Origin of the sequence: Clostridium sp. (assembly GCF_050717535.1) — a bacterium.
Classification (GTDB): Bacteria; Bacillota; Clostridia; order Clostridiales; family Clostridiaceae; genus Clostridium_AD.
Map to the genome: position 1 here is coordinate 12,362 of NZ_JBOITM010000012.1, position 26,001 is coordinate 38,362.

The following is a 26,001-nucleotide window of genomic DNA, read 5'->3' on the forward strand; positions in this document are numbered from 1 at the left end:
ATTCAATATTCAGTAATTCCTGTGTTTATATGTAATTATATAAACACCTATGTTATAATAATGTATTACAGTCAGTATTAATTGTTTTTTTATATGCTGATTAATTTAATAAATGGAGAATAAATATGATATATTTTAATGATATTAATAATTCAAAAGATATTTTTTTTAAATCGCCTTCATCATATGGGTTATTTTCCTCAAGAGAGGAATTATCTTATGCATTAGGTGCATGTTTATATATGCCAGGAACACGTGAAAATTTACTTAAAGACATACTTTTTAATAAAAGTATGGGAGCTCACACAATTACTCTTTGTATTGAGGACTCTGTATCTTCAGACCAAGTTGAAGGAGCTGAAAATAACATTATTGGTCTATTTAAGAAAATTGCTCTTCTATTAAGAGAAGATGAATCTTTTATGGACAACCTACCTCTTCTTTTTATAAGAGTTAGAAGCGTTAAACAACTGAAAAAATTACTTAATGAATCTTTCTTTGTGGGACTTTGTGGTTTTATATTTCCTAAATTTGATGCTACAGTTGGAGTAACCTATTTTTCTATACTAAGTAAATATAATAAATCTAACAAAAGAACTCTTTACGGAATGCCAATCCTCGAAACTCCTGGCATAATTCATAGTGAGACTCGAATAGAAGAGCTTATTAAAATAAAACATGTTATAGATAACTATAGTGAATACGTTTTAAATATTAGAATTGGTGGAACAGATTTTTCTGGATTATATAGTCTTAGACGTGGTAGAGACTTTACCGTATATGATTTAGCTGTTGTACGGGACTGTATTTGCGATATAATAAATGTGTTTAAACGAGATAATTATGTTATCTCGGGGGTAGTTTATGAATATTATAGTAACGTTATAAATTTCAATAATAATGTTCTTATTAAAGAAACTCTTTTAGATAGAACTAATGGCTTAACAGGTAAAACTGTTATACATCCAACCCAAGTAAATTTAGTGAATTCTCTTATGGTGGTTTCTAAAGAAAATTATATAGATGCTGTTAATATTGTTAATTCATCTCTAGATGGTGTAATTAAGAGTGACTATTCCAATAAGATGAATGAGATAAAACCTCATGAAAAGTGGGCTAAAGAAATTTTATTAAAAGCTAAAATAATGGGGGTATATGAAGATGGAAAATCTCACACAGAATTGTTGCAACGACTCAATTCACTACAACATAGATAATAGTCTAGATATATCACTTAATATAGAAGAAAACAACTGCAATATTCCTATGTCAAAGCTTTTTACTATGTCCGCTAGAGAAAATAAGAAAAGAGATTTCTTATTTGTAAGTAAGGTCATAGGTAAGCACATGCCAATGATTCCAGATACTTTAAAAATAATTGGTGGAATTTTGGCTCGTATATGGATTAATGAAAGAGAAGACTCCTGTGATTATCCTACTGATGAATTAGTAAATATGCTTATATCTTTGGATTCATCTATGTACATCACTGATTCAGATTTAAAAAGCGAAAAAAAATCAATGAGAAATCATAATATGTCTGTTAACAAAAGCGATTACAAACACATTTTACAATCACCCATAAGACTTAAAAACAAAACCCTTTTTATAGGTTTTGCAGAGACTGCTACTGGTCTTGCTCAATCAGTATTTCAAAATTTTTCAAATGCATCTTATATACATACTACTAGGGAAAAAATAACTTCTATAAAGCCAGCACTATTTTTTAATGAAGAACATTCTCATGCAGTAGAACATTCTCTTTTCCCTTGTAAAAATGATTTTTTTAATGATTTTGAAGATATAGTTTTGATAGATGATGAGCTTACTACGGGTAAATCTGCATTAAATTTAATAAAATGTCTTCCTGGGAAATCTTTTGGAATATTATCAATACTAGATTGGCGAGATGCAATAAGCTATAAAATGTTTCAAGATGAAAAAAATATAGATGTTCGAGTATGTTCCTTACTAAAAGGAGATATTAAGTGCAGTAAATCAAAAGATATTGTTAGCGATGCTCTAACTGTACCTCCTCTATCCACTAAACTAATTCCATGCAACGAATACGTTTTTAAAATAGATAATAACATTGAAGGCTATAATAAAGCTACGGGTAGATTTGGACTTAGCTCTCAAGATAATTCAAAAATTTCCGAGGAAATTAAGTCAATATCTGAAGTGCTAAAAAAAGAAAGGACTTCAGGAAACTGTCTTTGCCTAGGAACCGGTGAATTTATTTATATACCTTGCACTATAAGCGCCGGACTTGGTGATAATGTGTATTTTCACTCTACTACTCGAAGTCCTGTTCATGCTAGAAATATTGATACTTATGGTAATAAAAACAAAGTGGCTTTTCAAAGCCCTGAAGACGACACAATAACTAATTACCTTTATAATATACCCGATAATTTCTATGACCAGGTGTTCTTCTTATCTGAAAAACCTTTAACTAAAGATAAAAAAGAAGAATTAAATAGGATTTTCTCAAACTTTCATGTGAAATCTATTGTCTTCGTATGTTGGAAAGGCTAATAGCTAAATCATTTCAGCCGTATAAATTATAAGTTATAATAATATATAAAAGAGGTGTATTTAAATGAATCAATGTATTTTTTCAGGAAGTTACTCTAAGGATGATGTGATATTTCTTCTTAAAGACATATCAAACCTTATAGTAGAACAAGATAACGAATTTAGAGAAAATGCTATACAAAGTGGTACCCATTATTCTGAAATGCTCCCCATAGAATATATTCCTTCAAAAGAATACATGGATATTTTCTATAGTACCCTACAAGGATCAAAAACTAAACTAGCTTATCTAGTTTCTATATTAAGCGAGAAAATTATAGCTGACAGAGGGAAAAAACTTGTTTTGGTTTCTCTTGCTAGAGCCGGTACTCCTATTGGCATATTAATTAAAAGATATATACAGTTTAAATATGATATATGTATCCCGCATTACAGTATTTCTATAATACGTGATAAAGGCATAGATAAAAACGCACTTGCCCATATATTAAAATATCACGACGCATCTGAAATACAATTCATTGATGGATGGACAGGAAAAGGGGTTATTCAACATACCTTAACAAAAGCTTGCAAGGAGCTTTATAAAGATTTTAATATAAGCCTTAATTCAAACCTAGCAGTACTATCTGATCCCGCTCACTGCACCCTTATCTATGGTACAAGAGAGGATTTTTTAATTCCAAGTGCTTGTCTTAATTCTACAGTTTCAGGGCTGGTAAGTAGGACTGTACTTAATGATAAATATATTAGTAGTACTGATTTTCATGGTACCAAGTTCTATAGTGAATTAAAATCAGTGGATGTTTCTAATTTCTATATAGATGAAATATGTAACTGTTTTAAAGACATAGATGAGACTTATCTATCTGAGTTATTATGCACACAAGATATTGCAGAGGCTGCTACTGATATCGAGTTTGATAATAATTTATTAAACTGTAAAGGCCTACGTGACATTGAAAGTATAAAAAATATATTTAACATTAATAACATTAATCTTATAAAGCCAGGAATTGGTGAAACAACAAGAGTTCTCCTAAGAAGAATACCTTGGAAAATACTAGTTGATTCCCTTGAAAATCCTAATTTAAAGCACATATTTAAGTTAGCAGAGGAAAAGAATATCCCTGTAGAAATTTATACCGATATGTGTTATTCCTGCTGTGGCATTATTAAATCAAAAGAAAAAGAAGATATGTAAAAAGTAATCAAAGGATGTGTTTTTATGATATTTGCCTCAGACCTTGATAGCACCCTTATATATTCCTCAAGGCATTGTAACCTTATTAATGAAGAAGAGCTCCTTCCTGTGGATTTCTATAATAATAATAACTGCAGTTTTATTACTAAACCTATACAGGATAAACTAGAACATATAAATGAGTCTATGCTTTTTATACCAGTAACCACAAGATCCCCAGAGCAGTATTCCCGAATGAAATATTTTTATGATGTAATAAAACCCAAGTATGCAATTGTAGCCAATGGAGGCATAATCCTTAAGCATGGTAACGAACTCAAAGCTTGGACAGATATAAGTTCTGCTAAATTTAATAAAGTTATATCTACTAGCACTATGATAAAATTGTGTAGTTTCTTTTTAGAAACTGACTTTGTTAAATCCTATAAAACTTGTGAAGACATGTTTATTTACTCCATCTTGGATGAGGACAAACTAGCTATTAGCTTTTCAAAGGGAGAAATTGCTTTAGATTATTTTAAAATTTTACGTAACTTTTGTGAAAAACATAATTATAATCTATCAAAACAAGGAAAAAAGGTATATATAGTACCTAATTGTATAAACAAATATGATCCTATAAATTATATCATGAAACTCGAAAATATAAATGTATACATATCTGCTGGTGATTCATTACTAGACTACCCTATGATCCAGCATTCAAATTATGGAATAGTTCCTTCCCATGGTGAACTTCTAAAAAATCTTCCCATTAAAAAACTTGATGACTCTGTGTGTATAACAAAAACATCTGGTATATTTGCAGGTGAAGAAATTTTAGATAAAGTACATGCAAAATTCCACGAAATTAATGATACTTCACATCATAGTGTATATTCCTACATTGGATAAGCATTCATACTTAATTTTAAAAATTAAAATCCACATTATTGATTTTACTCAATAACGTGGATTTTTTTATAAAGCTATTTAAAAAATATTAAGCTGCTGCTTTTTCCTCTGACTCTGATTCCATTTGTGATTCTTTCTTTGAAAAAGGCCTCGAAATCAATTTTACTATTTCATTTATTACTATAATAAGTGAAGATAAAACAATTATCTTTAGCCACATAGTAGCGCTTAAAGACACTGCATTAAAGAATTTTGAAAATACTTCTGTTATAATAATTTGTGCTACAGCTGTACCCGCAATTATCTTTAAGAATATAGTGTTTTTTGTTATATTAGGCAATATGCTATCTGTACCAAATTCTCTACAATTAAATGCATTAAATAATGCACTAAAAGCAAATAATGCAAATAATACTGTCTGCATCTGGTTTGGTCCAGTAACTCCCTCTTTTGGAAATCCCGCTCCTAGTATATCAAATTTCATCTGAATCATGAGAACTAACGTTATATAGAGTGCGTTAGAAATCATGCTTCTCAACATTTGTTTAGTTATAATACTAGCATTTCTATTTGTAGGCCTTCTATTTAAAACAGCATCTCTTACTGGTTCTAGTCCAAGTGATAGTGCTGGTGGTCCATCCATTATGATATTTACCCATAAGAGTTGTATAGTAGTGAATGGCATTTGGAAATCAAATACTACTGATAAAATAGCTGTTAAAAATGCAATTATATTTACAGTTATCTGGAATTGTATAAATCTTTGGAAGTTTTCATAAATACCTCTCCCCCATTTAATTCCTTTAACAATAGTTCCAAAACTATCATCTGTTAAAATTATATCTGCTGCATTTTTACTAACTTCTGTTCCAGCTATACCCATAGCTATACCTACATCTGCTTTTGTAAGGGCTGGAGCATCATTTATTCCATCTCCAGTTACTGCAACTACCTCTCCAATACTTTGAAGTGCAATAACTATTCTCATTTTCGTATCAGGTTTTGAACGTGCTACTATTGAAATAGTAGATATTTCATCTTTAAGTTCCTCGTCTGATAATGTATCTATATAAGTAGCTTCTACTGCCCTATTAGCTCCTTCAAGCAAGCCTAATTCTTCACCTATAGCAATAGCTGTATTAATGTTATCTCCTGTAAGCATTTTTGTAGCAACTCCTGCATGCCTTGCAGTTTCTATAGCTTTTTTAACATCAAGCCTTAGTGGATCTCTTATTCCTACGAAACCTGTAAACACTAAATCATCTTCTAAAGTTCCTTGCTCAGAAGCCATAGCTACTTCGCCACTTATATTGCCATATGCAAAACCAAGTACTCGCATAGATTTTTTCTGAAGTTCTTCAATTTCATCTAGTATTTCGCGCCTTCTAGCTGCATCTAATTCTTTTTCAACACAATTAATATGTTCATATTTACATAATTCCAGAATAATTTCTGGGGCTCCCTTTGTTAAAACTGTGGAACCTTCCTCTTCTTCTATAACTGTACTCATTCTTTTACTCTTTGAACTAAATGGTATTTGATGAGCTATTGTTGCATTTTGTCTTTCTTGTACATAGTCACAGGCATCATTGTATAAAAGAAGAGCGCATTCTGTGGCACTACCTAAATATTTAACTTCTGAATCATCCTTTTCAATATCTGCAGTAGAATTTACAAGGCAGTTATCTATAAAGTAGTTATTACTGTCGCTGAGTTCGTCTCTTCCCCTAAACTTACCATTTAGATAAACTTTTTCTACAGTCATTCTATTTTGAGTAAGAGTACCTGTTTTATCTGAGCATATTACACTTACAGATCCTATTGTTTCACAAGCTTCTTTTTTAGTAACAAGTGCATTTATCTTAGCCATTTTCTGCATAGTAATTGCAAGTGTCATATTTATCATTGTTGGAAGTCCTTCTGGAACAGCTGCAACAATTAATGCTACACATACAACAAAAGCAGTTTTTATGGGTTCGACAGATTGTAAAAATGCAAATATTCCTGTAGTGTCCGGTGATATAGTCTTTGCTAACACCATTTTTATAATCATAACTATAAATAATATAGCAGCTATAGCACTTGAAACCTTTGAAATCTTACCACCCAAATCTCCAAGTTTTGCTTGAAGTGGTGTTTGCAAATCACTTTCTTCAAGATTCTTAGCTATTTCTCCCATTTCAGAATTATCACCTGTAGACGTAACTACAAAGCTAGCTCTACCATAAGCAACAAGCGTTCCTCCGAAAACCATATTCAGTTGTTTTGCTGGAATAGGGTCTTGTACAATATTTTTATCTTTGGTTTTTATATTTTCCATTTCTATTATTACTTGGTCATCTTTGCTTACATCCTCTGATTCTCCTGTAAGCATATCCTCTCTAACCATTAAATCTATACTGCTTACAAGTCTCCCATCTGCTGGTACCATATCTCCAGTTTCAATTAAAACTATATCGCCAGGTACCAAATCATTTTTATTGACTTGAATAATCTTACCATCGCGTGTCACTTTTACTTCTATATTTTCTGTCATTTTTGAAAGTGCATCTGCAGCCTTTTGTGATTTACCTTCCGTAAAGATTCCTATACCAATCCCTATTGCTACGGCACATACTATACCAATAGCATCTTGACCTTCCCCTACTAGCGCACTAATAACAGCTGCCACTAAAAGTATTATCATCATAGGCTCCATTATTGCTTCCTTAATGCTATCCCATATAGATCCTCTTTCTTGTTTAGTAAATTCATTAGGACCATATTTTTCTAGTCTCTCTTTAATTTCAGAACTGGATAATCCAGCACCCCCATCAACTTTAAGCTCCTCTAAGACTTTCAAGCTCTGCTCATTAAAATATTTCATATTATCCACCCTTCAGTAATTTGTAGAATTTCTTTCAAACTAAAATGTAGAAAATGATGGACATGTCATTTTCTACACTAGTAATTTTGTTTATAAATAAATAGCTATATTAATCTACAATTCATTAAACTCTATTGGTATTTTTTCGCCATTTCGTTTAATCCAGCAGATGCATCGCCCTCGCCTACTGCTATAAATTTCCATTCTCCATTGTTTCGATAAATTTCTGCAACATATAAACCAATTTTTCCATGATATTCTTCTGTTAAGTTAAAACGGATCATTTCTTTATTGTCTGTAACATTTACTAAACGTATAAACGCATTTTCTATCATACCAAAATGTTGTTTACGTTGAGCTGCAGCATAGATATTAACAACAAAAACTAACTTGGCTATATTTTGAGGTACCATCGATAGGTCAACCATAATCTGCTCATCGTCCCCATCGCCACCACCAGTAAGATTGTCTCCCATATGCTGAACACTACCACATTTACTTTTTAAATTTCCAAAATAAACTATATTTTCTTTGGATTTAAGCTTGTCATTTGCATCTAACATAAACACAGAAGCATCACAATCTATTTCTGCTTGAGTACCTCCAAATAAGCCTCCCAGCAATCCCTTGGCCTTTTGTTTTACTGGATCCCATCCAAGACCCACCATTGTCTTTTTTAAACCAGGATTATCTTTTGTTAAACTTATTCTTTGACCCTTTTGTAAATTTATACCCATTTTCCCCATCTCCTTTAAATATATAGTGCACTAATTTACACTGATTAATTTAAGTATTATATTGTTTTACGCATCAAGGCCATAATTTTTACAAAGAGCTGACAATCCGCCTTGAAAACCACTTCCAGTTGCACTAAATTTCCATTCTCCATTATTACGGTATATTTCACAAAATACTAAAGCAGTTTCTACTGAAAAATCCTCTGATAAATCATACCTAATGATTTCTTCATTAGTTTCTTCATTTACTACTCTAACAAAAGCATTAGAAATCTGACCAAAGTTTTGCGCACGAGCTATTGCATCATGTATAGTAACTGTAATTGCAATCTTCTCAATATCTTTAGGTACTTTAGAAAATTCAACGATTAATTGTTCATCATCGCCTTCCCCTTCTCCAGTTCTATTATCACCAGTATGTATAACTCCACCTGATGAATGCTCTAAATTATTATAAAATATAAAATCTAGATCATTATTGGTTTTTCCATTTGCACCTACTAAAAAAGCTGAGGCATCTAAATCAAAATCGCCTCCTCCTGAATATTTATTTGTATCCCAACCTAGTCCTATTATTGCTTTCTTTAAACTTGGGTTAGTCTTTGTTAAATCAATCTTTTGGCCTTTACTTAAGTTAATTGTCATGGTTATTCCCCCTTATTAGTTATCATTTTCAATGCTATAGTCATCATTTTCAATGAAGTTAGTCATCATCTTCGATGCAGTTAGTTTACACTGATTCCAAAATTACTACAAAGTGCGCTTAGTCCACCTTCAAACCCACTACCTACTGCACTAAACTTCCATTCTCCATTATTACGATATAGTTCGGCTACAACTACTGCAGTTTCAACACTGTAATCCTCACTCAAATCATATCTTATTAATTCTTCATTACTAGTTTCATCTACAATTCTTATAAATGCATTAGAGACTTGTCCAAAGTTCTGAGCTCTTTCAGCAGCTTCATGAATAGTTACGGTAAAATTGATTTTTTCAACGCTGGCTGGTACTTTACTAAGTTCTATTTTAATTTGCTCATCATCACCCTCACCCTCACCAGTCTTGTTATCACCTAAGTGAGATACAGATCCTGCCGCATCTTTAGGATTGTTATAAAAAATAAAATCATTATCAGATGATACTTTTCCATTTGGTCCAACAAGGAAAGCTGCTGCATCTAAATCAAAAGCCGCTCCTCCATCATACTTATTAGTATCCCACCCAAGTCCAACAATAACATTAACAAGGCCTGGATTAGTTTTTGTTAAATCCACCTTTTGACCTTTTTTCAAACTAATTGCCATAATAAATTCCTCCTCAAAACCACCAAAGTGGCTATATTAAACTTTTATAGTATAAAATATAGTACTTAATCAACTTATTATACTTTTAAAAAATAAACAGCATATTATTAATCATTTCCAAAAATACAGACATTAATCATTTTATCTGAGCATTTATGAAAAAAACCTTATTTTAGTATAAATTACAAAAAATAATCTAACTAGAATAAAGCAACGCTCATTAATTCCATTATAACATCATTTCTGACTAAACAGTAGGCTATGTGGTCAAATATCCTTTACTTTTTTGTATATTTTTAGTGAACAATTAAATATTAAAACTATTAATTCTAATATACTAGATTTTTTTATCATAAATATACAATCTATACGATAAAAAGACATTCTTAATATAGTATATTTTTATATATTAGTTTTTTAATGTTGATTTAAATAATAGTTACTATATAATATATATTATATAGTAACTACAATAATATAGGACGGAAGTGTTACAGTGAATTTATCAACTATTAAAAACCTTTTAAAAGATGACCATAAACCTAAGTTTATGGCATTAGACTTCATTAAATATATCGGACCTGGACTACTTGTAACTGTAGGATTTATAGACCCCGGAAACTGGGCAGCAAATGTTTCTGCCGGTGCCAGTTATGGCTATACTCTACTTTGGATGGTAACCTTATCAACCATTATGCTAATTGTTCTTCAGCATAATGCTGCCCATCTTGGAATTGTTACAGGAAATTGCATAGCAGAAGCCTCTACTGCCACCTTAAAACCAAAACTTAATAAAATAGTGCTTGGCTCTGCAGTCCTAGCTGCAGTATCAACTGCCCTTGCTGAACTTCTTGGTGGCGCTATTGCTTTAAACATGCTATTTGGTATCCCCATAAAACTTGGAACGGTATTAGTTTTATGTTTGATTTTATGGATGCTATTTACAAACTCTTATAAGAAATTAGAAAAATGGATTATTGGTTTTGTTTCTATAATAGGAATATCTTTTATATTCGAATTAAGCCTTGTTCACATCGAATGGGGAAAAGCAATGATAAGCTGGGTAAAGCCCTCTATTCCTATGGGATCTATTCCAATAATAATGAGTGTTCTAGGCGCTGTTGTTATGCCTCATAATCTATTTCTTCACTCAGAAATAATTCAAAGTCGTCAATGGAATTTAAAAGATGAAACAATTATTAAAAAGCAATTAAAATATGAATTTATGGATACTTTTTTCTCCATGATAGTTGGCTGGGCTATAAATAGTTCAATGATACTTATCGCAGCAGCTACTTTCTTTACACAAAAGATTAATGTTACAGAGCTTAGCCAAGCTCAGCAAATGCTAACCCCTTTACTTGGGAATACGGCCTCCGTGGTGTTCGCTTTGGCTCTACTATTTGCCGGGATTTCATCCTCAGTTACTGCAGGTATGGCTGGTGGTAGTATTTTTGCCGGAATATTTAGTGAACCTTATGATATTACCGATATACATACCAAGCTTGGGGTTGGCATTACTTTAATCGGAGCTGCAGTAGTTATATTTTTTATAACAGAACCTTTTAAAGGTCTCATCTACTCACAAATGCTCTTAAGTGTGCAACTTCCTATAACTATATTTCTCCAAATATATTTAACTTCTTCTAAAAAAGTTATGGGCAAATATGCAAATACTAGATTTGATAAAATTGCACTTTGGATTATTGGACTTATAGTAACCGGACTTAACATAATGCTATTATTAAGTTATATATTATAATTTTACAAAATATATAAAAGGGAATTGGGCTAATATGTGCCTAGTTCCCTTTTTCATTTACAGTAACCTCTGTTTTTTTATTTTAAAAGGCATTTAATTACCTTCTTTGTAATATACATAAATAAATAGTGTAATTAAACTTTAAGCATACTAGAAAAAATAGACAAGCTTATTAGTTAGTTATTGTAGATACTTTTGATAAGGGGGGTATTAAAAATGCCAAAAAAAGAGATGATAGCTATGATTCTAGCAGGTGGACAAGGCAGTAGACTTAAACTACTTACTAAAAATACGGCAAAACCTGCAATACCTTTTGGAGGTAAGTATAGAATTATTGATTTCACACTAAGTAATTGTTCAAATTCTGGAATTGACACAGTTGGGGTATTAACACAATATCAACCACTTGCACTAAATTCTCATATAGGAGTAGGAGCTCCTTGGGATTTAGATAGAAATTGTGGTGGTGTTACGCTTCTTCCCCCTTATATGCATGACTCTGGAGGAGACTGGTATAAAGGCACTGCTAATGCAATTTATCAAAATACAAATTTTGTAGACTCTTATGACCCCGAATATGTACTTATTCTCTCTGGAGACCATATTTATAAAATGGACTATTCAAAAATGCTCAATTTCCATAAAGAAAAATGTGCTGATGCAACTATTGCAGTCATTGAAGTCCCATTAGAGGAAGCATCTAGATTCGGAATAATGAATACTACATCAGATAATAAAATATATGAATTTGAAGAAAAACCACAAAACCCAAAAAATAATATGGCTTCTATGGGTGTATATATCTTCAATTGGAAATTCCTTAAAAATTTTCTAAAGGATGATGAAAACGATAAGCACTCTAATAATGATTTTGGTAAAAATATCATACCTGCTATGCTTAATAATGAAAAAAAACTATATGCATATCCTTTTAAAGGCTATTGGAAAGATGTCGGTACCATTAAAAGCCTTTGGGAAGCAAATATGGATTTAATAGATGATAATAACGAACTAAATATACATGATGCAACTTGGAAAATATATTCCATAAACCCTACAAACCCAGCTCAATATATAGGTCCTAAAGCAAAAGTTACTAATTCATTAGTAGTAGAAGGTTGTATTGTTCTAGGCGAAGTTTATAATTCAGTTTTATTTCAAGGAGTTACAGTTGGAAAAAATTCCAAAATATTAAATTCTGTCATAATGCCTAATACAAAAATATCTGACAATGTTATTATAGATAAAGCTATAATTGGTAATAATGTTATCATTAGAGGCCATTCTCTTATAGGTATATCTGATGACATAACTCTCATTGCAGAAGGCACTGAAATTAAAGCTAATTCAGTTATAAGATGAGGTGATTAAATGCTTAATAATTATATGGGTATATTAAACTTAAACGAAAATGAAACGAACATAATAAGTCTTACTAAGAACAGACCACTTGCTTCTATTCCTATAGCCGCTAGGTATAGAATTATAGATTTTGCACTGTCTAATATGGTTAATTCAGGACTTAATAATATCGGCATTTTTACTCAAAGTAAATCTCGTTCACTAGTGGATCATTTAGGCTCAGGCAAACCTTGGGATTTAGACAGAAGACTTAATGGACTATTTGTATTTAATTTTGGAATTGCCAATACCGCTTTAAATGATGCAGAAATGCTTAGGAATAATATGGAGTATTTACATAGAAGCAAGGAAGAAAATGTAATTCTTTCTCCCTCTTATATGTTAGGTAATATAGATTATGACGCTGCTGTAAAATATCATGAAGAAAAGCATCAAGATATAACTATAATATACAAGAATATTAGTACTGGGATAAAAAACTTTATGGATTGTGATGTATTAAATTTAGATGAAAACAGCAATGTATTAAGTGTAGGTAAAAATATAGGTGTCTACAGTAGCTTAAATATTTCCATGGAAATGTTTATAATGAAAAAGGCTCTCTTAATAGCGCTTGTAAATAAATGTGTACAAACTGGTTGTTACTGTACCATTAAGGATGCCATATACAAAAGCATTGTGGATTTAAAGGTTATGGCCTATGAATTCAAAGGATATCTTCAATGTATTAATTCAATTAGTGCTTACTATAAAGCCAATATGGGTATGCTAAACCTGAAAGCAACTAAAGAATTATTTTTTAAAAATGGCCCTATTTATACAAAAATTATAGATGAACCACCTACTAAGTATTCAAATGAAAGCAAAGTAATTAATTCCATAATTGCTGATGGTTGTATTATAGAAGGCTCTGTTAAAAATAGTATTATTTCAAGAGGAGTTAAAGTTCATATTGGAGCCGAAATTAAAAACAGTATTATCCTTCAAAACTGTGAAATCAGAGAAAATTCAAAACTCTTCAATGTCATTATGGATAAAAACGTAATCGTAGATAAGGACAAACAACTTATTGGTGATGAGGAATTCCCACTAGTAATTGAAAAGAGATCCTTATTTTAAATATAGCAGCAGTAACATTACACGTTACTGCTGCTAATTAATTTTATATAAGTTCTTTAAGTAAACTTATTGAGTCCTCTACATCCTTCATAGAAACCATTTCTGATATAGAATGTGTATATCTACAAGGAATTGAAAGCACTCCTGTTCTTATTCCACCGTTTTCTTTATGGATGTTCCCACCATCTGTACTCCCCTTTGAAACTCCATATTGAACTTTTACCCCAGCCTTTTGAGAGGCCTCTTCAAGCATTTCTTTGATTTCATGATGCATAATTAAAGTCCTATCTTTTATCTTTATTATGGGACCTTTCCCAAGTTCTAAATTCCCCTCTGCCCCAATATAATCCCCTGCTTCCTGTGTATCAAGTACTATGCAGTAATCAGGCTCTATAGTATACGCTGCGGCTCTTGCCCCACGGCCCCCTAATTCCTCTTGGGTAGAAAATACAAAATACAACTCTCTTTTAGTTTTTTTAATTTCTTTTATCATTCTAAGAAGAATGTAGCATCCAATCCTATCATCTAAACAAGGGCTCATTATTTTATCTTCTACTTCCATGCCATAACATAGAAGACATGCAGTGTCACCTTCTTTAATCTTCTTTAATGCCTCTTCTCTAGAAGATACCCCCATATCTATAAATAAATCTTCTACTTTAGGCTCTAATTTTGTAGCTCCAACCTTTCCCATAGTACCATTTTGAAATACAACGAAATTATGTACTATTTCGCAGGGATGGATTCCTCCTACATTGCTTACCCGAGCGAAACCATTATCCTCTATATATGTAACTATGAGCCCTATCTCATCCATATGAGCACAGAACATTATTTTCTCTGCACCTTCGCCTACTTTAACTATTAAATTCCCCATCTTATCTTCATTTATGTTGCAATCAATTTTTTCTAATTCTTCTCTTATAACTCCTCTAACCTCTTCCTCCTGGCTACTAACACCAAAAGCACTAACCAATTTTTCTAACATTAAATCCATAATTAATCCTCACTTTCATATTAATATGCATGCAAATTTTACAGTGTTTTTAACCACTCCACCATAAGCCTCACAGTATTTTTATAGTCTTCTATACTTGCTACTGAAACAGAAGAATGTATATATCTACAAGGCACTGACACTGCTGCTACCTTTGCTCCATACCCTGACATAAGTATAGCTCCAGCATCATTTGAGCCTGCAGTAGCTCTCCTTAACTGATATGGTATGTCCTTATCTTCTGCTACTGCTATTATTGCTTTAGAAATATCATCATTAAAAATACTAGTTCTATCCATAATAAATATTGCAGGACCATTACCTATTTCTGTAGCTCTTAAATGACTGGCCACATTCGCCATATCTGCACAAATTGTTCCCTCCAGCGCTACTGCTATGTCTGGTTGTATATTAAAAGCAGATACATAGGTTCCCCTTTCTCCTACTTCCTCTTGCACATTAAAGCTGACATAAAGATCACAATCATAATTTTCCTTCAATATTTCTATAGCCACAGCACATCCTATTCTACCATCAAAGGCTTTTCCTTTAACTAGTCCCTCTCCAAACTCACCATACGACATATCAAATACTACAAATTCTCCAATTTTAATGATTTCCTTAGTTTCCTTCTTAGAGCTTGAACCTATGTCAATACAACATTTACTAGCCTTCACATTCTTTTTTCTTTCCTCAGCATTTTGCAGATGAATTGGTTTAAATCCTACTACTCCCGGTATTTTATTTTCACCTATTAACACAACTTTAGATAAAATAACCTTACCATTAATTCCTCCTAAGGGTTCAAATCTCAAAGTACCATCCTCGTTATATCCAGTAATAATAAACCCCACTTCATCCATATGAGCATCTATAAGTACTTTTATACCTCTGCCTTTTTTATGAGCAATAACATTTCCCATGACATCTACTTTTACCTCATGTACATAACTTGCAATTTCCTGTTTTATGATCTCTCTTACTTCTCCTTCAAACCCTGAAGGACCTGCAGCATTAGATAATTTTTCTAAAAGCATAGTAATTCCTCCACGTCCTCTCTACTTACTTTTTCAATAAACTTGGCTATTAATTTTCCCGTGTTTATAATATCATCCATATTAACAACCTCAACTGAAGTGTGCATATACTTAATTGGTATAGATATTAATAATGTAGGAATGCCTCCTCTAGTTATTTGTATATCCCAAGCATCTGTTCCAGTGTTACCAGATTCCACTTCTACGTTAAAAGAAATAGAGTATTCATCAGCTATTTCCATAAGTTTTTTTCTAAATTTACTATGTATATTAGGTCCAAAACATATAACAGGCCCTCCACCTATTTTGTTTTCTCTATCCATATCGCCCATAGGACCATTATCAAAGGTTACATCTATAGCTATAGCAAGTGTTGGTAATAAATCATAACTTGCCATTTTAGCTCCCCTATGACCTACTTCTTCCTGGCAAGAAGCTACAAAATAAACATCTAAATCATGGTTTATCTTTTCTAGTTCTTTACAACAAGTATACATAGCTACAATACCAGCCCTGTCATCTGTAGCCTTACAGGTTACATTATTGTTTAAAAGCTCATAAAAATCTCTTTTTAAGGTTATATAATCACCAATGCTTACAATCTCTTGTAATTTTTCACTGCTATATCCTGTATCGATTAATAATCCCTCTACAGTAACTGATTTTTCAATTTCCTGCTCACTCATAAGATGTGGTGGCTTAATTCCTATAATGCCAAGGATCTGTTTTTTACCATGAATAATAACTTCCTGGGATACCAATGTCTTGGGATCAATCCCAGTACCAATAAACTTTAAAAATCCATTTGACATTATCTCTGTTATCATGAGAAAAACCTCATCAGAATGTGCCATAAGCATTATACTTTTTTTAAGTCCATTAGTATTACCTTTTTTTATAGCATAAAGATTGTTTAATTTCCCCTCCACCACTTCACAAAAGGGTTCAAAGGCTTCTTTAATTAGTGGATGTATCCAATGTTCTCTTCCACTTGGAGCATGTGCAGTACATAAGTTTTTTAACAATTGCTTCTCGTCCATAATTTCCTCCTATTTGTAAAAAACTCTAGGGTAAAACCCTAGAGTTTTTATTTATTATCATTACTTTCATTAGAATTTTCTATTAAACTATCCTTTTTCTTAAGTTTATCTGCTAATTTAAAATCATCTTCTTTTTTTTCACTAGGTAAACTTTCCACATAAACACTTGTACTTGGAAATGCCATTGAAACTCCCTTTTCTTGTAAAATATCCATTATTTTAAAATTAACATCTTCCTTTATTTTAAAGTATTCATCAAAATCTGGTGTATCAGTAAAGAAATATACTACAATATCTAAACTACTTGAATTAAACTTATCGAATCTAACAAGAGTACCTTCCTTCGTAACCTGTGGATGATTCTCTAACATATTACGTATGCTTTCAACACAATTTTGTAATTTCTCCCTGGAGGTTCCATAAGTTAGTCCTAAATTTAAACTAACTCTTCGCTTGCCTCTTCTGCTAAAATTGATTACAGCTTCATTAGCTAATTTTGAATTAGGCACTGTTATTAATGATTGATCAATAGCTCTTATTTTGGTAGTTCTAAAAGAAATATCTTCTATGCTACCTTCTAATGAGTCATTACTAAGCCAATCGCCAATAGTGAAAGGTTTATCTAATATTATAAAAATACCTGCAATAATATTCGCTGCTGCATCTTTAGCTGCTAGTGCAAAAGCAAGTCCTCCTAGACCTAGACCCGCAACAAACCCTTGAATATTATAACCCCATTTTTCAGCGATCATAGTAATAGCAAATGCTACTACTATGAGTCTTAATGCTTTTGACATAAACGGAAATAATATTTTATCCACCTTTATATCATAGGCTTTATGCATTCTCTCAAAGAGCACAGAAGACTCCGCAGTGAGATTATATATTCCCCAAGTAATTAAAATAATTATAGCAGAACTAAAAAACTTATCTATAATTAGTAAACTAATTGGAATTCTCGCCATAGTTAGAATTTCAAACCCAAAATAAAATCCTAACACCTCAAAGAAATTAGTTACTGGTTTTTGAAAAGCCTCTACTATTTTTGTATCTGCATTAAACTTTGTTTTATTAACAAACCTCATTATTAGCTTAAACACATATTTTGCAAATACCTTTTTTAATAATACAAAAAATGCAAAAACACCAATAGCTATTCCTATATATTTGAATTGGTAAGATTCTATATCGGTAAAAACATGTTTTATATTGTTTTGTGTAAAGAAATCAAATATGAATTGGATAAACATCACTCTCCCTTTTTCTTTTGCTTATATCTATAATCATTTTAAGCTAATTATGTTATTTTCTCAATGGATTACTAAGAATTAGTAAATTCTTAGTAATCCATTCATATATAATTAAGGAATTTTAAACTTAATAAATTGGAGAAAAAAATCAGTTTGTCACAAATTAACAAGCTGATTTTCTATCTACCTTATTATTTTTTATATGTCCAAGGTGTATGCCTTTATACTCAAGAAAATAAGTCTTTTTATCTTCTTTCTCAATCATATCACCGAAATCCAAACACTCTTCGTTAAATCTATAAAAAAATGAAGTTAATTTTTCTAAATTTTTATCTGCTGGTTTATAAGTTGGATCAAACACATACGCAGCTCTATAGTATTTACAGGCCATAGATTCATCACCTCTGTACTCTGCAATAATTCCTAATAAATTAAACACTTCAGCGGAAGGTGAATTTTCAATAATATCTGCATTCAGATAGTTAATTGCTAAATCACATCTATTTGACTTTATTTCTCTAATTGCTTTGTTTACATTACTTACGAAAAAATTTTCTTCATTTATATTTGTTAACATAGTTTCACCTCAAGTTACCCTTTCTCTTTATATTTGATAATAATATATTATCAAATTCACTATGCATTTGCTATTAAGAAAGTATAAAGATAAATGCTCCCATATAAAGATCGTGTTAAGATTATATATTATTCATCAACTAATCGATATCCTACTCCAACCTCCGTTATTATATACTGCGGCTGTGCAGGGTCCTTCTCTATTTTTCTTCTTATATTAGCCATAAATACCCTAAGCGACTGTGAATCATTATCAAAATAATTCCCCCAAATCTCATCAACTATGTATTTATGAGTTAAAACTCGTCCTGCATATTTAGACATTAATTCTATTAACTTATACTCCATTGGTGTTAAATGTATTTCACTATCTAAAATTGTGACTTTTCGTTTTTCAAAATCTATCTTTAAATCCTTAACCATAAATGCTGCTCGCACCTTATCTTGTGAATTACTATCCACATCAAAATGTCTAAGTGCCACCCTAATTCTAGCTGAAAGCTCTGCCACACTAAAAGGCTTAGTCAAATAATCATCTGCACCCTTATCTAGGGCTTCAACCTTTTCTCTTTCATGCCCCCGGGCTGAGACAACTATTATCATAGCTTTTGTTGTCTCTCTTACTTTCTCAATAACATCGAGTCCATCCATATCAGGGAGTCCTAGGTCCAAAATTATTATATCTGGATTAAGAGAAAGAGTAAGTGTTATAGCAGCCTTACCAAATTCAGTTTCAATGCACTTATATCCCTGTGCCTCAAGCGAAACTTTCATAAATTTTTTAATGGGTTTATCATCTTCAACTATTAAAATCAAAGGCTTTGTATCCATTTTCATCGCTCCTTATTACTGGTAAACTAAATTTAAAGCTCGCTCCACCAGAAGAGTTATTAAATGCTTCTATACTTCCACCATGTGCTTCAGTAATAGACTTACAAATAGCCAATCCTAGTCCTATACCTCGTTTCTCTAGACAATCCCCCCTAGTCTTGGTATAAAACCTATCAAAAATAGCCCTTATATCTGCTTTTGGTATCCCTTTTCCGTTGTCTGATACCTGAAAAATCACATTTTCTTCACTTTCTGTGACTTTAACTTCTATAATAGAATCACTCTGTGTATACTTTATGGCATTATCAATTAAATTAATAAGAACTTGCTCTATTAACAGTCCATCTACAAATAATAGAACCATATTTCCCGGTAAATTAGTTACCACATTATGACTGCCTGAAAACCTTTTAACTCTAGCTATAGATTCAGCAACAATTTCTTCGACAACCTCTACGTCCTTCTTAATTTCAAGCTTGCCTTCATCTATTCTTGTCATACTCAATATATTTTCAACTGAATGTATAAGCCAGCTTGTATCCTCATATATGATAGCAAGAAGCTCTTTTTTTGTATCATTATCAAGTAAATCATAATTATCAGTAATGGTAGAAACAGACCCTAATATTCCTGTTAATGGAGTTCTTAAATCATGGGAAATAGATCTTAAAAGGTTGCCTCTAAGCCTTTCTGTCTCAGTTTCTAAATTTATCTGTCTTTTCTTTTCATATAAATCTTCTCTCTCAATAGCTAAAGCAATTTGTGTAGAAACAGACTCTAAAAGAATCTTCTCATTTTTTGATAATGTATCTTCTTTTATACATACTATACCAATAATTCCAAGTATCTCATTTTGTCCTTTAATAGGATGATAATGTCCAACACTATTCATATAAATTTCAGCTTCAATGCCTACTGATTTTCCCATTTCAAAACATTTTTCAATTGCTAGAGCCTCTACATCTGACTTGAATATGTCTTTATTCTCTCCTCCATTAACCGCGTAATCACATGGCTTTTGTAAATTGTTTTTGTTATCTAATATGGCTATCATAATAGTCCTATTAAACATATCCACTAAATTATCCTCGCAGTATTCAACTACTTGTTTCTTATTTCTTGCTACAAGTAATGATTTGTTGATTTTATATAAAATTTGCATTCTATTCTCACGTATTAAAGATATTTTAGCTTGCGACTTTACCCTTGAAGTTAAAGTACTGGTAATAATTGCAGCTATGAGCATAATAATAAAAGTTACTGGATAATCCGCTCTATAAGCTAAAAAGCTATAGTATGGTATAGTAAAGAAAAAATTAAACGATAGTACTCCAATTACCGCAGCCAAAATGCCATAAACATATCCATCAGTATATCTTGATACAAACAATACACCCAATATAAATACCATTATTACATTTGACTCATGTAATCCTATTCTCCTAAATATAAGTGATATTATAATAGATAAAATCATAATTACTATGGTTTTAAATAAATTAATAATAATCATTGTTTTAGGTTTTGTTTCTTCATAATCGCTGCGGTTATAATTACTAATAGCTTTTAAAATTTTTCCGTAAAATTTACCTTTACTCAAGCCCTCATCCCCTTTCTAATATATTTAAAATTACAGCATGATAGTTTACTTATGTTCTAAAAAAAGCAGTTCATTTTAAAGTTTCTTTAGCAAATTTTGTATATGATAAAATTAAAGCAAGTGTAATAATGGTTAATATCATTGCTATATTTTTCTTGTTATTACTTATAGGAATTAAAACTTTTCCCCCCACATCTATAGTTTTAACCGATATTGCATGTACATCCATATCTCCACCATGCTCTATACATGCGCTATTAAAAGTCCCAACTACTTCTACTGTATCTCCCCTATATCCATACTTTCCAAAGTTCTTTATGCTTTTTACCTGTTCACTTTCTAACCATATTCCCATAGCTGTACTTCCATCACTTATGTTTACCCAAGAATATTTTCCTCTATTCATAGGTTCCCCAATAGCTTCACCCTTTAGCTTGATTTTACTATTATCAATACTTTTGCTATTTTCGATTAAATCATTATAATTACTATATTCCTTTGCCTGGCAATTTATAGAAAAATAAAAAGATAAAATGCATATTAATATTATTGTTTTATAAGTCTTAACCATAGTTTCTTAATGCCTCCAAATGTAGCTCCTATTAGTACAAATACAGATATAAACTCTAGTCTTCCTAAATACATTGCAATTATATAGTAAATCTTCATTGCCGCTGGCATTGATGGAGTAGTAACTCCAATAGATAATCCTACATTTCCGGTAACCGATGCAGCTTCAAAAGCTGAACTAAGCACTGGGTATCCATAATAGGTTCCCATAGCAGTTCCTATAAAAAATAACATTATATAACATATTATTATTAGATAAGCAGATTTCACCATTCCATCATCTAAGATAATTTCTTTTATATGATGAAATTTAAATACCTTTATCTTCCTATCAGAGTTCAACAATTTATCTATTTCTGCAATTATACTTTTAAAAACTAATCCTACCCTGAGTCCCTTAAATCCACCTGCTGTAGAACAGGCTGAGCCGCCTATAAGCATAGCGATTATTAGCATAACCACCGGGAAGTCTCCCCACTGCGTAGCAAACTGCCGTGCATAAAGATTTCCAAACCCTGTAGTTGTATGTGCAGATAATACATTATATACTCCTTTTCTAAAAACTGAAATAGCATTACTATATACACCTGAATTTGTTAGTTTTAGTGCTGTAAAAAAAGAAATAATTAATGCCGTAATAAAAAAACTTTGTGTTTCAATATTCTTGAATACTTCTTTTTTATTACCTTGCCATATAGCATAATGTAATGCAAAATTTAAAGAACCAATAACGAATAAAATCATTGTTAATAGTTCATAGGAAAGACTATGATAATACAGAATATTTTGAGACATTGGAGCAAATCCCCCTGTGCTCCAGGCCGACATAAAAATAAATAATCCATGAAAAAAAGCAGTTACTGGTGTCAATCCTATAAATATACCATTAATCCATAGCATAATTGTTCCTATGATTAAATATACAATGCTTATTTTCCATATAATTCTTGCTGTATTTTTCACATTAGGAACAAGTTCCACGTCCTTACCTTCACCCACATACATCTTATAAGCACCCAATGTATTATTCACCATAAAACTTAGAGCGAGTACTACCATACCCTGCCCACCAACAAAAGTAATAATATGTCTCCACATATTTAGTCCCATTGAAAGATGGTCAAGATCTTGTGTAAGTACAAGTCCTGTAGTTGTAAATCCACTCATAACATCAAATGTTGCATCTAAGAATGACCCAGTGTTTCCACTAAGGGAGTAAGGCACCGCACATAACAAAGTTAATATAACCCACGAACTAGAAGCAATAATTAAACCATGCTTCCATTGTACCTTTACACTATCAATTTTACTTCTACCTGTAAACATAAGAACTATGCCTAAGCTAATAGCTATACTTATACTAATAATAAAATCTAAAATTGTACTCCACTCCTTAAATATTAGTGAAGTAAATATTGGAATAAGCATTAAAATTGCAGTAGCTATTATTACATATCCTACATAAAAATTTATTATTTTAAAATCATCAAAGTTTTTTACTATTTTTTTCATGTCTTCACCTTGCCAAAATCATATTAACACCATATAACACAAATAAAAACATTAGTGTATAACATATCTCTGTAATTACTCCACCTATAATCTTTTTGTTTGTCATAATCTTTAACCTCCAATTATAGATTTCTCTACATCTTTCTTTCTATTCGTATTTGTTATAATAAGGACTTTATCCCCTTCTTTTATATCTTCGCACCCTCTTGGAAAAATAACTTTCTCGCTTCTTATTATTGATATTATTAAGCATTCCTTGGGCAACTTTAACTGTTCTACAGATTTACCTCTCCATACACTTTTTTTATCTATTTTGGCTTCAACTAATATCATTTCTCCACTATTTATGCTTTCTATTACTTTTAGCGGATCACTATTAAATTCTCCTTCTATCAAATTACAAATTACTTGTGTACTACATACAGTCTTATCTACACCTAGTGCCTTAAAGATTGCTTTGTTTTTAGGATTGTTAATTCTGGCTATGGTCTCATTAATATTAAAATTCACTTTAGCCATCTGACAAATCACTAAATTTTCCTCATCTTTTCCAGTTACTGCAGCTACTACTTCAGCTTCCTCTATATTTGCATCTTTTAGTACTTCAACATCCGAACCATCACCACATATTACATCTACCTTAAGTTCCTCAGCAATCTTTTTACAAGTTGTTGAATTTTTTTCTATTAACGTTACATTATGCTTTTTCTCTATTAATGCTTTAACAAGATAGTAACCTACTTTTCCTCCACCAACTACTACTGCCCTCATATAAGCTTCTCCTTCATTATTGCCTTTACTAACTTTTCTTTATTAACTTTATTTATGCTACAAACTATTTTATCTCCCTTTCCAAATACCTGTTCTTTATTTGGTATAGAGTATTCTCCATTTCTTAAAATTGCACATATCCTACAGTTAAATTTATCTTCTATTTCTAAAATAGTGTCAAATTTAATTTTGTTTATTGTAATCTCTTCTATAGATATATCATTACATAATATTAATTTTGTATCAGAATTTTTATCTATTATTTTATTTTTAATCATATTTATACTTACTTCCGTTGGACTTATAGTTTGTAGTCCTAGTTTTCTATAAATAAATTCCCTTGAAGGGTCAAAAATTCTAGCTATTACACTAGGTACATTAAATATATCCTTTGCAATTTGACTAGCCATAATATTTATATTGTCAGCTGGAGTCATAGCCAAAAACAAATCTGCTTTATCTATTCCAGCTTCCATTAATATATCATTATCTATTTCTACTCCTTTAATTCTAATTCCATTAAATCCACTTCTAAGTCGCTCCAAATTTTCTGCATACTTGTCCACGATTACCACGTCATGACCGTCATTAGAAAGTTCCATAGCAAGTCCACTTCCCAATCTTCCACACCCTATTATTACAATATACATATTATATTCTCCTTGCTTAAATTTCTTTTAAAAACAATACCTTCTGCTAATTTAATACTACATGCATATTTTAAGCAATTATTGGATATTACGCAACTTCGCCTAATTGTTCTTAAAATCATTCTCCTATCCGTTATATGCGATTTAACAAATATAGCAATGGTGTTCTTTGTTTATATTGGTTATGCTTCATTTTCCTAATAGTATTGGTCCATAATTTAGTATAAGAACTTTAAACTATTCCTTTTGGTTGCTTATAACTTAAAGATATCTTATACTTATATATACCGCGTAAAATATTGGCTTTAATTCTAGGCAACTAAGTGTAAGAATTTCAAATCTATATATATAATAATATAATTTATAATTAAGGAAAGAAGATATGAGATACTATGAAAAAAGTTTTAGTTGTTGATGATACAAAAAATATTCGCACATTACTAGGCATTTACCTTAAGCTAAAAGGTTTTGAAGTTTTGATGGCCACTAATGGTAATGAAGCACTATCCATAATTGATGGTGAGCCTGTAGATCTAATATTTTTGGATATTAAAATGCCCGAAATAAGTGGAACAGAAGTTTTAAAGAGAATTAGAGCTAAAGGAATAACTGCTCCTGTAGTAATTATGACAGCCTTTGCTACAGTTAAAAATGCTATTGATTGTACTAAGCTTGGCGCCATTACTTATTTACAGAAGCCTTTTACTACAGATAAGATTAAAACTATTATTGATGAAATGATGAAAAAAGAAGAAGATCCATCCATAAAGGATACAAAATACAAAATAATGGATATCAAGCAATTAATAATTGAGAACAACCTAAAAAAAGCATTGGATACACTTAAAGTAGTTTTATCTACTGATCCAAACACTCCTGAAATTTATGAATTAATATCTATCGTATATAGTAAACAAGGAGATTTAAGAAAAGCTGAGATATTTCATAATATGGCACAACAATGGGAATAAAAAAAACACTTCGTAATGAAGTGTTTTTTGGTGGCTTACCGGGGAATCGAACCCCGGACACCATGATTAAAAGTCATGTGCTCTACCAACTGAGCTAGTAAACCATATAAACCTAGCGATGACCTACTCTCCCACAAAGTTACCCCTGCAGTACCATTAGCGCATTGAAGCTTAACCTACCTGTTCGGTATGGGAAGGGGTGTTACCTTCATGCCATAATCACTAGATTGAGAATATAAATATTCTCTGAAAATTGCACAGTGAGATAATTTCGCATTATTTTTAAATAACTTGGTCAAGCCCTCGACTTATTAGTATTAGTCAGCTGAACATGTTACCATGCTTACACCTCTAACCTATCAACCTGGTGTTCTTCCAGGAGTCTTACTTACACCGCACTTACGTGC

The 26,001-nt window shown here is 31.5% G+C and carries 23 protein-coding genes, 1 tRNA gene and 2 rRNA genes; 8 read left to right on the forward strand and 18 right to left on the reverse strand.

Translation table 11 applies throughout. The annotated features are described in order from the left end of the window. Window positions 1–125: 125 nt before the first annotated feature. From ACREVU_RS02720 to ACREVU_RS02735, 4 genes are all read left to right on the forward strand, one after another. Window positions 126–1,217 carry an HpcH/HpaI aldolase/citrate lyase family protein gene (locus ACREVU_RS02720; protein WP_216165573.1) on the forward strand — a complete coding sequence of 364 codons (1,092 nt, stop codon included), beginning with the start codon at window positions 126–128 and terminating at the stop codon, window positions 1,215–1,217. Then, complete coding sequence (locus ACREVU_RS02725) at window positions 1,162–2,538, forward strand: phosphoribosyltransferase family protein (protein WP_431550091.1); 1,377 nt, start codon at window positions 1,162–1,164, stop codon at window positions 2,536–2,538. The genes ACREVU_RS02720 and ACREVU_RS02725 overlap by 56 nt, the downstream gene beginning before the upstream one ends. A gap of 64 nt (window positions 2,539–2,602) precedes the next feature. Continuing rightward, window positions 2,603–3,742, forward strand: coding sequence for a cysteine protease StiP family protein (locus tag ACREVU_RS02730; RefSeq protein WP_431550092.1), 1,140 nt, complete (start codon window positions 2,603–2,605; stop codon window positions 3,740–3,742). A gap of 24 nt (window positions 3,743–3,766) precedes the next feature. Beyond that, window positions 3,767–4,636 carry an HAD hydrolase family protein gene (locus ACREVU_RS02735; protein ID WP_431550093.1) on the forward strand — a complete coding sequence of 290 codons (870 nt, stop codon included), beginning with the start codon at window positions 3,767–3,769 and terminating at the stop codon, window positions 4,634–4,636. 88 nt (window positions 4,637–4,724) lie between these two features. Here the strand turns inward: ACREVU_RS02735 and ACREVU_RS02740 are convergent, their stop codons facing one another. The 4 genes from ACREVU_RS02740 to ACREVU_RS02755 form a co-directional block, all read right to left on the reverse strand. Further along, entirely contained in the window at window positions 4,725–7,502 is a 2,778-nt protein-coding gene (locus tag ACREVU_RS02740) for a calcium-translocating P-type ATPase, PMCA-type (RefSeq protein ID WP_431550094.1), read from the reverse strand. Between the two features lie 131 nt (window positions 7,503–7,633). Then, on the reverse strand, window positions 7,634–8,239 hold the full coding sequence (locus tag ACREVU_RS02745) for a TerD family protein (protein ID WP_431550095.1): 606 nt from the start codon (window positions 8,237–8,239) through the stop codon (window positions 7,634–7,636). Window positions 8,240–8,305: 66 nt separating this feature from the next. Next, window positions 8,306–8,884, reverse strand: coding sequence for a TerD family protein (locus ACREVU_RS02750; RefSeq protein ID WP_431550096.1), 579 nt, complete (start codon window positions 8,882–8,884; stop codon window positions 8,306–8,308). 80 nt (window positions 8,885–8,964) lie between these two features. Further along, window positions 8,965–9,546, reverse strand: coding sequence for a TerD family protein (locus ACREVU_RS02755; RefSeq protein ID WP_431550097.1), 582 nt, complete (start codon window positions 9,544–9,546; stop codon window positions 8,965–8,967). A 550-nt stretch (window positions 9,547–10,096) separates the two neighbouring features. On the opposite strand from ACREVU_RS02755, the gene ACREVU_RS02760 reads away from it, so the two are divergent. The 3 genes from ACREVU_RS02760 to glgD all read left to right on the forward strand — a co-directional run bounded on the left by ACREVU_RS02760 (window position 10,097) and on the right by glgD (window position 13,789). Continuing rightward, window positions 10,097–11,308, forward strand: coding sequence for an Nramp family divalent metal transporter (locus ACREVU_RS02760; protein WP_431550113.1), 1,212 nt, complete (start codon window positions 10,097–10,099; stop codon window positions 11,306–11,308). Window positions 11,309–11,524: 216 nt separating this feature from the next. Then, window positions 11,525–12,670 (forward strand): glucose-1-phosphate adenylyltransferase, encoded by a 1,146-nt coding sequence (locus tag ACREVU_RS02765; protein WP_431550098.1) that lies wholly within the window; start codon window positions 11,525–11,527, stop codon window positions 12,668–12,670. Window positions 12,671–12,679: 9 nt separating this feature from the next. Beyond that, a complete protein-coding gene (gene glgD / locus ACREVU_RS02770) occupies window positions 12,680–13,789 on the forward strand; it encodes a glucose-1-phosphate adenylyltransferase subunit GlgD (protein WP_431550099.1) in 1,110 nt (369 codons plus the stop codon). 43 nt (window positions 13,790–13,832) lie between these two features. On the opposite strand, the gene ACREVU_RS02775 is transcribed toward glgD, so the two are convergent. The 11 genes from ACREVU_RS02775 to ACREVU_RS02825 all read right to left on the reverse strand — a co-directional run bounded on the left by ACREVU_RS02775 (window position 13,833) and on the right by ACREVU_RS02825 (window position 24,623). Beyond that, window positions 13,833–14,786, reverse strand: a complete 954-nt coding sequence (locus ACREVU_RS02775) for a M42 family metallopeptidase (protein ID WP_431550100.1) — start codon at window positions 14,784–14,786, stop codon at window positions 13,833–13,835. A gap of 38 nt (window positions 14,787–14,824) precedes the next feature. Then, a complete protein-coding gene (locus ACREVU_RS02780; protein WP_431550101.1) occupies window positions 14,825–15,823 on the reverse strand; it encodes a M42 family metallopeptidase in 999 nt (332 codons plus the stop codon). Further along, on the reverse strand, window positions 15,814–16,863 hold the full coding sequence (locus ACREVU_RS02785; protein WP_431550102.1) for a M42 family metallopeptidase: 1,050 nt from the start codon (window positions 16,861–16,863) through the stop codon (window positions 15,814–15,816). Before ACREVU_RS02785 ends, ACREVU_RS02780 begins: the two co-directional genes overlap by 10 nt. Window positions 16,864–16,910: 47 nt before the next feature. Then, the gene (locus ACREVU_RS02790; RefSeq protein ID WP_431550103.1) at window positions 16,911–18,113 is read right to left on the reverse strand and encodes a mechanosensitive ion channel family protein; all 1,203 of its coding nucleotides are present in this window, start codon (window positions 18,111–18,113) and stop codon (window positions 16,911–16,913) included. A 163-nt stretch (window positions 18,114–18,276) separates the two neighbouring features. After that, window positions 18,277–18,690, reverse strand: a complete 414-nt coding sequence (locus ACREVU_RS02795; RefSeq protein WP_431550104.1) for a tetratricopeptide repeat protein — start codon at window positions 18,688–18,690, stop codon at window positions 18,277–18,279. A 128-nt stretch (window positions 18,691–18,818) separates the two neighbouring features. Beyond that, window positions 18,819–19,520: a response regulator gene (locus tag ACREVU_RS02800; RefSeq protein ID WP_431550105.1), complete on the reverse strand. Its 702-nt coding sequence runs from the start codon at window positions 19,518–19,520 to the stop codon at window positions 18,819–18,821. Beyond that, on the reverse strand, window positions 19,489–21,120 hold the full coding sequence (locus ACREVU_RS02805) for an ATP-binding protein (RefSeq protein WP_431550106.1): 1,632 nt from the start codon (window positions 21,118–21,120) through the stop codon (window positions 19,489–19,491). The genes ACREVU_RS02800 and ACREVU_RS02805 overlap by 32 nt, the downstream gene beginning before the upstream one ends. Before the next feature lie 70 nt (window positions 21,121–21,190). After that, entirely contained in the window at window positions 21,191–21,691 is a 501-nt protein-coding gene (locus ACREVU_RS02810) for a hypothetical protein (protein WP_431550107.1), read from the reverse strand. Beyond that, on the reverse strand, window positions 21,667–23,202 hold the full coding sequence (locus tag ACREVU_RS02815) for a TrkH family potassium uptake protein (protein ID WP_431550108.1): 1,536 nt from the start codon (window positions 23,200–23,202) through the stop codon (window positions 21,667–21,669). The genes ACREVU_RS02810 and ACREVU_RS02815 overlap by 25 nt, the downstream gene beginning before the upstream one ends. Window positions 23,203–23,313: 111 nt before the next feature. Continuing rightward, window positions 23,314–23,973 carry a potassium channel family protein gene (locus ACREVU_RS02820; protein WP_431550109.1) on the reverse strand — a complete coding sequence of 220 codons (660 nt, stop codon included), beginning with the start codon at window positions 23,971–23,973 and terminating at the stop codon, window positions 23,314–23,316. Continuing rightward, window positions 23,970–24,623, reverse strand: coding sequence for a potassium channel family protein (locus tag ACREVU_RS02825; protein ID WP_431550110.1), 654 nt, complete (start codon window positions 24,621–24,623; stop codon window positions 23,970–23,972). The genes ACREVU_RS02820 and ACREVU_RS02825 overlap by 4 nt, the downstream gene beginning before the upstream one ends. A 392-nt stretch (window positions 24,624–25,015) precedes the next feature. On the opposite strand from ACREVU_RS02825, the gene ACREVU_RS02830 reads away from it, so the two are divergent. After that, the gene (locus tag ACREVU_RS02830; protein ID WP_431550111.1) at window positions 25,016–25,594 is read left to right on the forward strand and encodes a response regulator; all 579 of its coding nucleotides are present in this window, start codon (window positions 25,016–25,018) and stop codon (window positions 25,592–25,594) included. A 28-nt stretch (window positions 25,595–25,622) separates the two neighbouring features. Here the strand turns inward: ACREVU_RS02830 and ACREVU_RS02835 are convergent. From ACREVU_RS02835 to ACREVU_RS02845, 3 genes are all read right to left on the reverse strand, one after another. Continuing rightward, window positions 25,623–25,698 (reverse strand) — tRNA-Lys (locus ACREVU_RS02835). A gap of 6 nt (window positions 25,699–25,704) precedes the next feature. Next, window positions 25,705–25,821: ribosomal RNA gene (gene rrf, locus ACREVU_RS02840) — 5S ribosomal RNA — on the reverse strand. A 64-nt stretch (window positions 25,822–25,885) separates the two neighbouring features. Further along, window positions 25,886–26,001: ribosomal RNA gene (locus ACREVU_RS02845) — 23S ribosomal RNA — on the reverse strand; the annotation flags it as partial.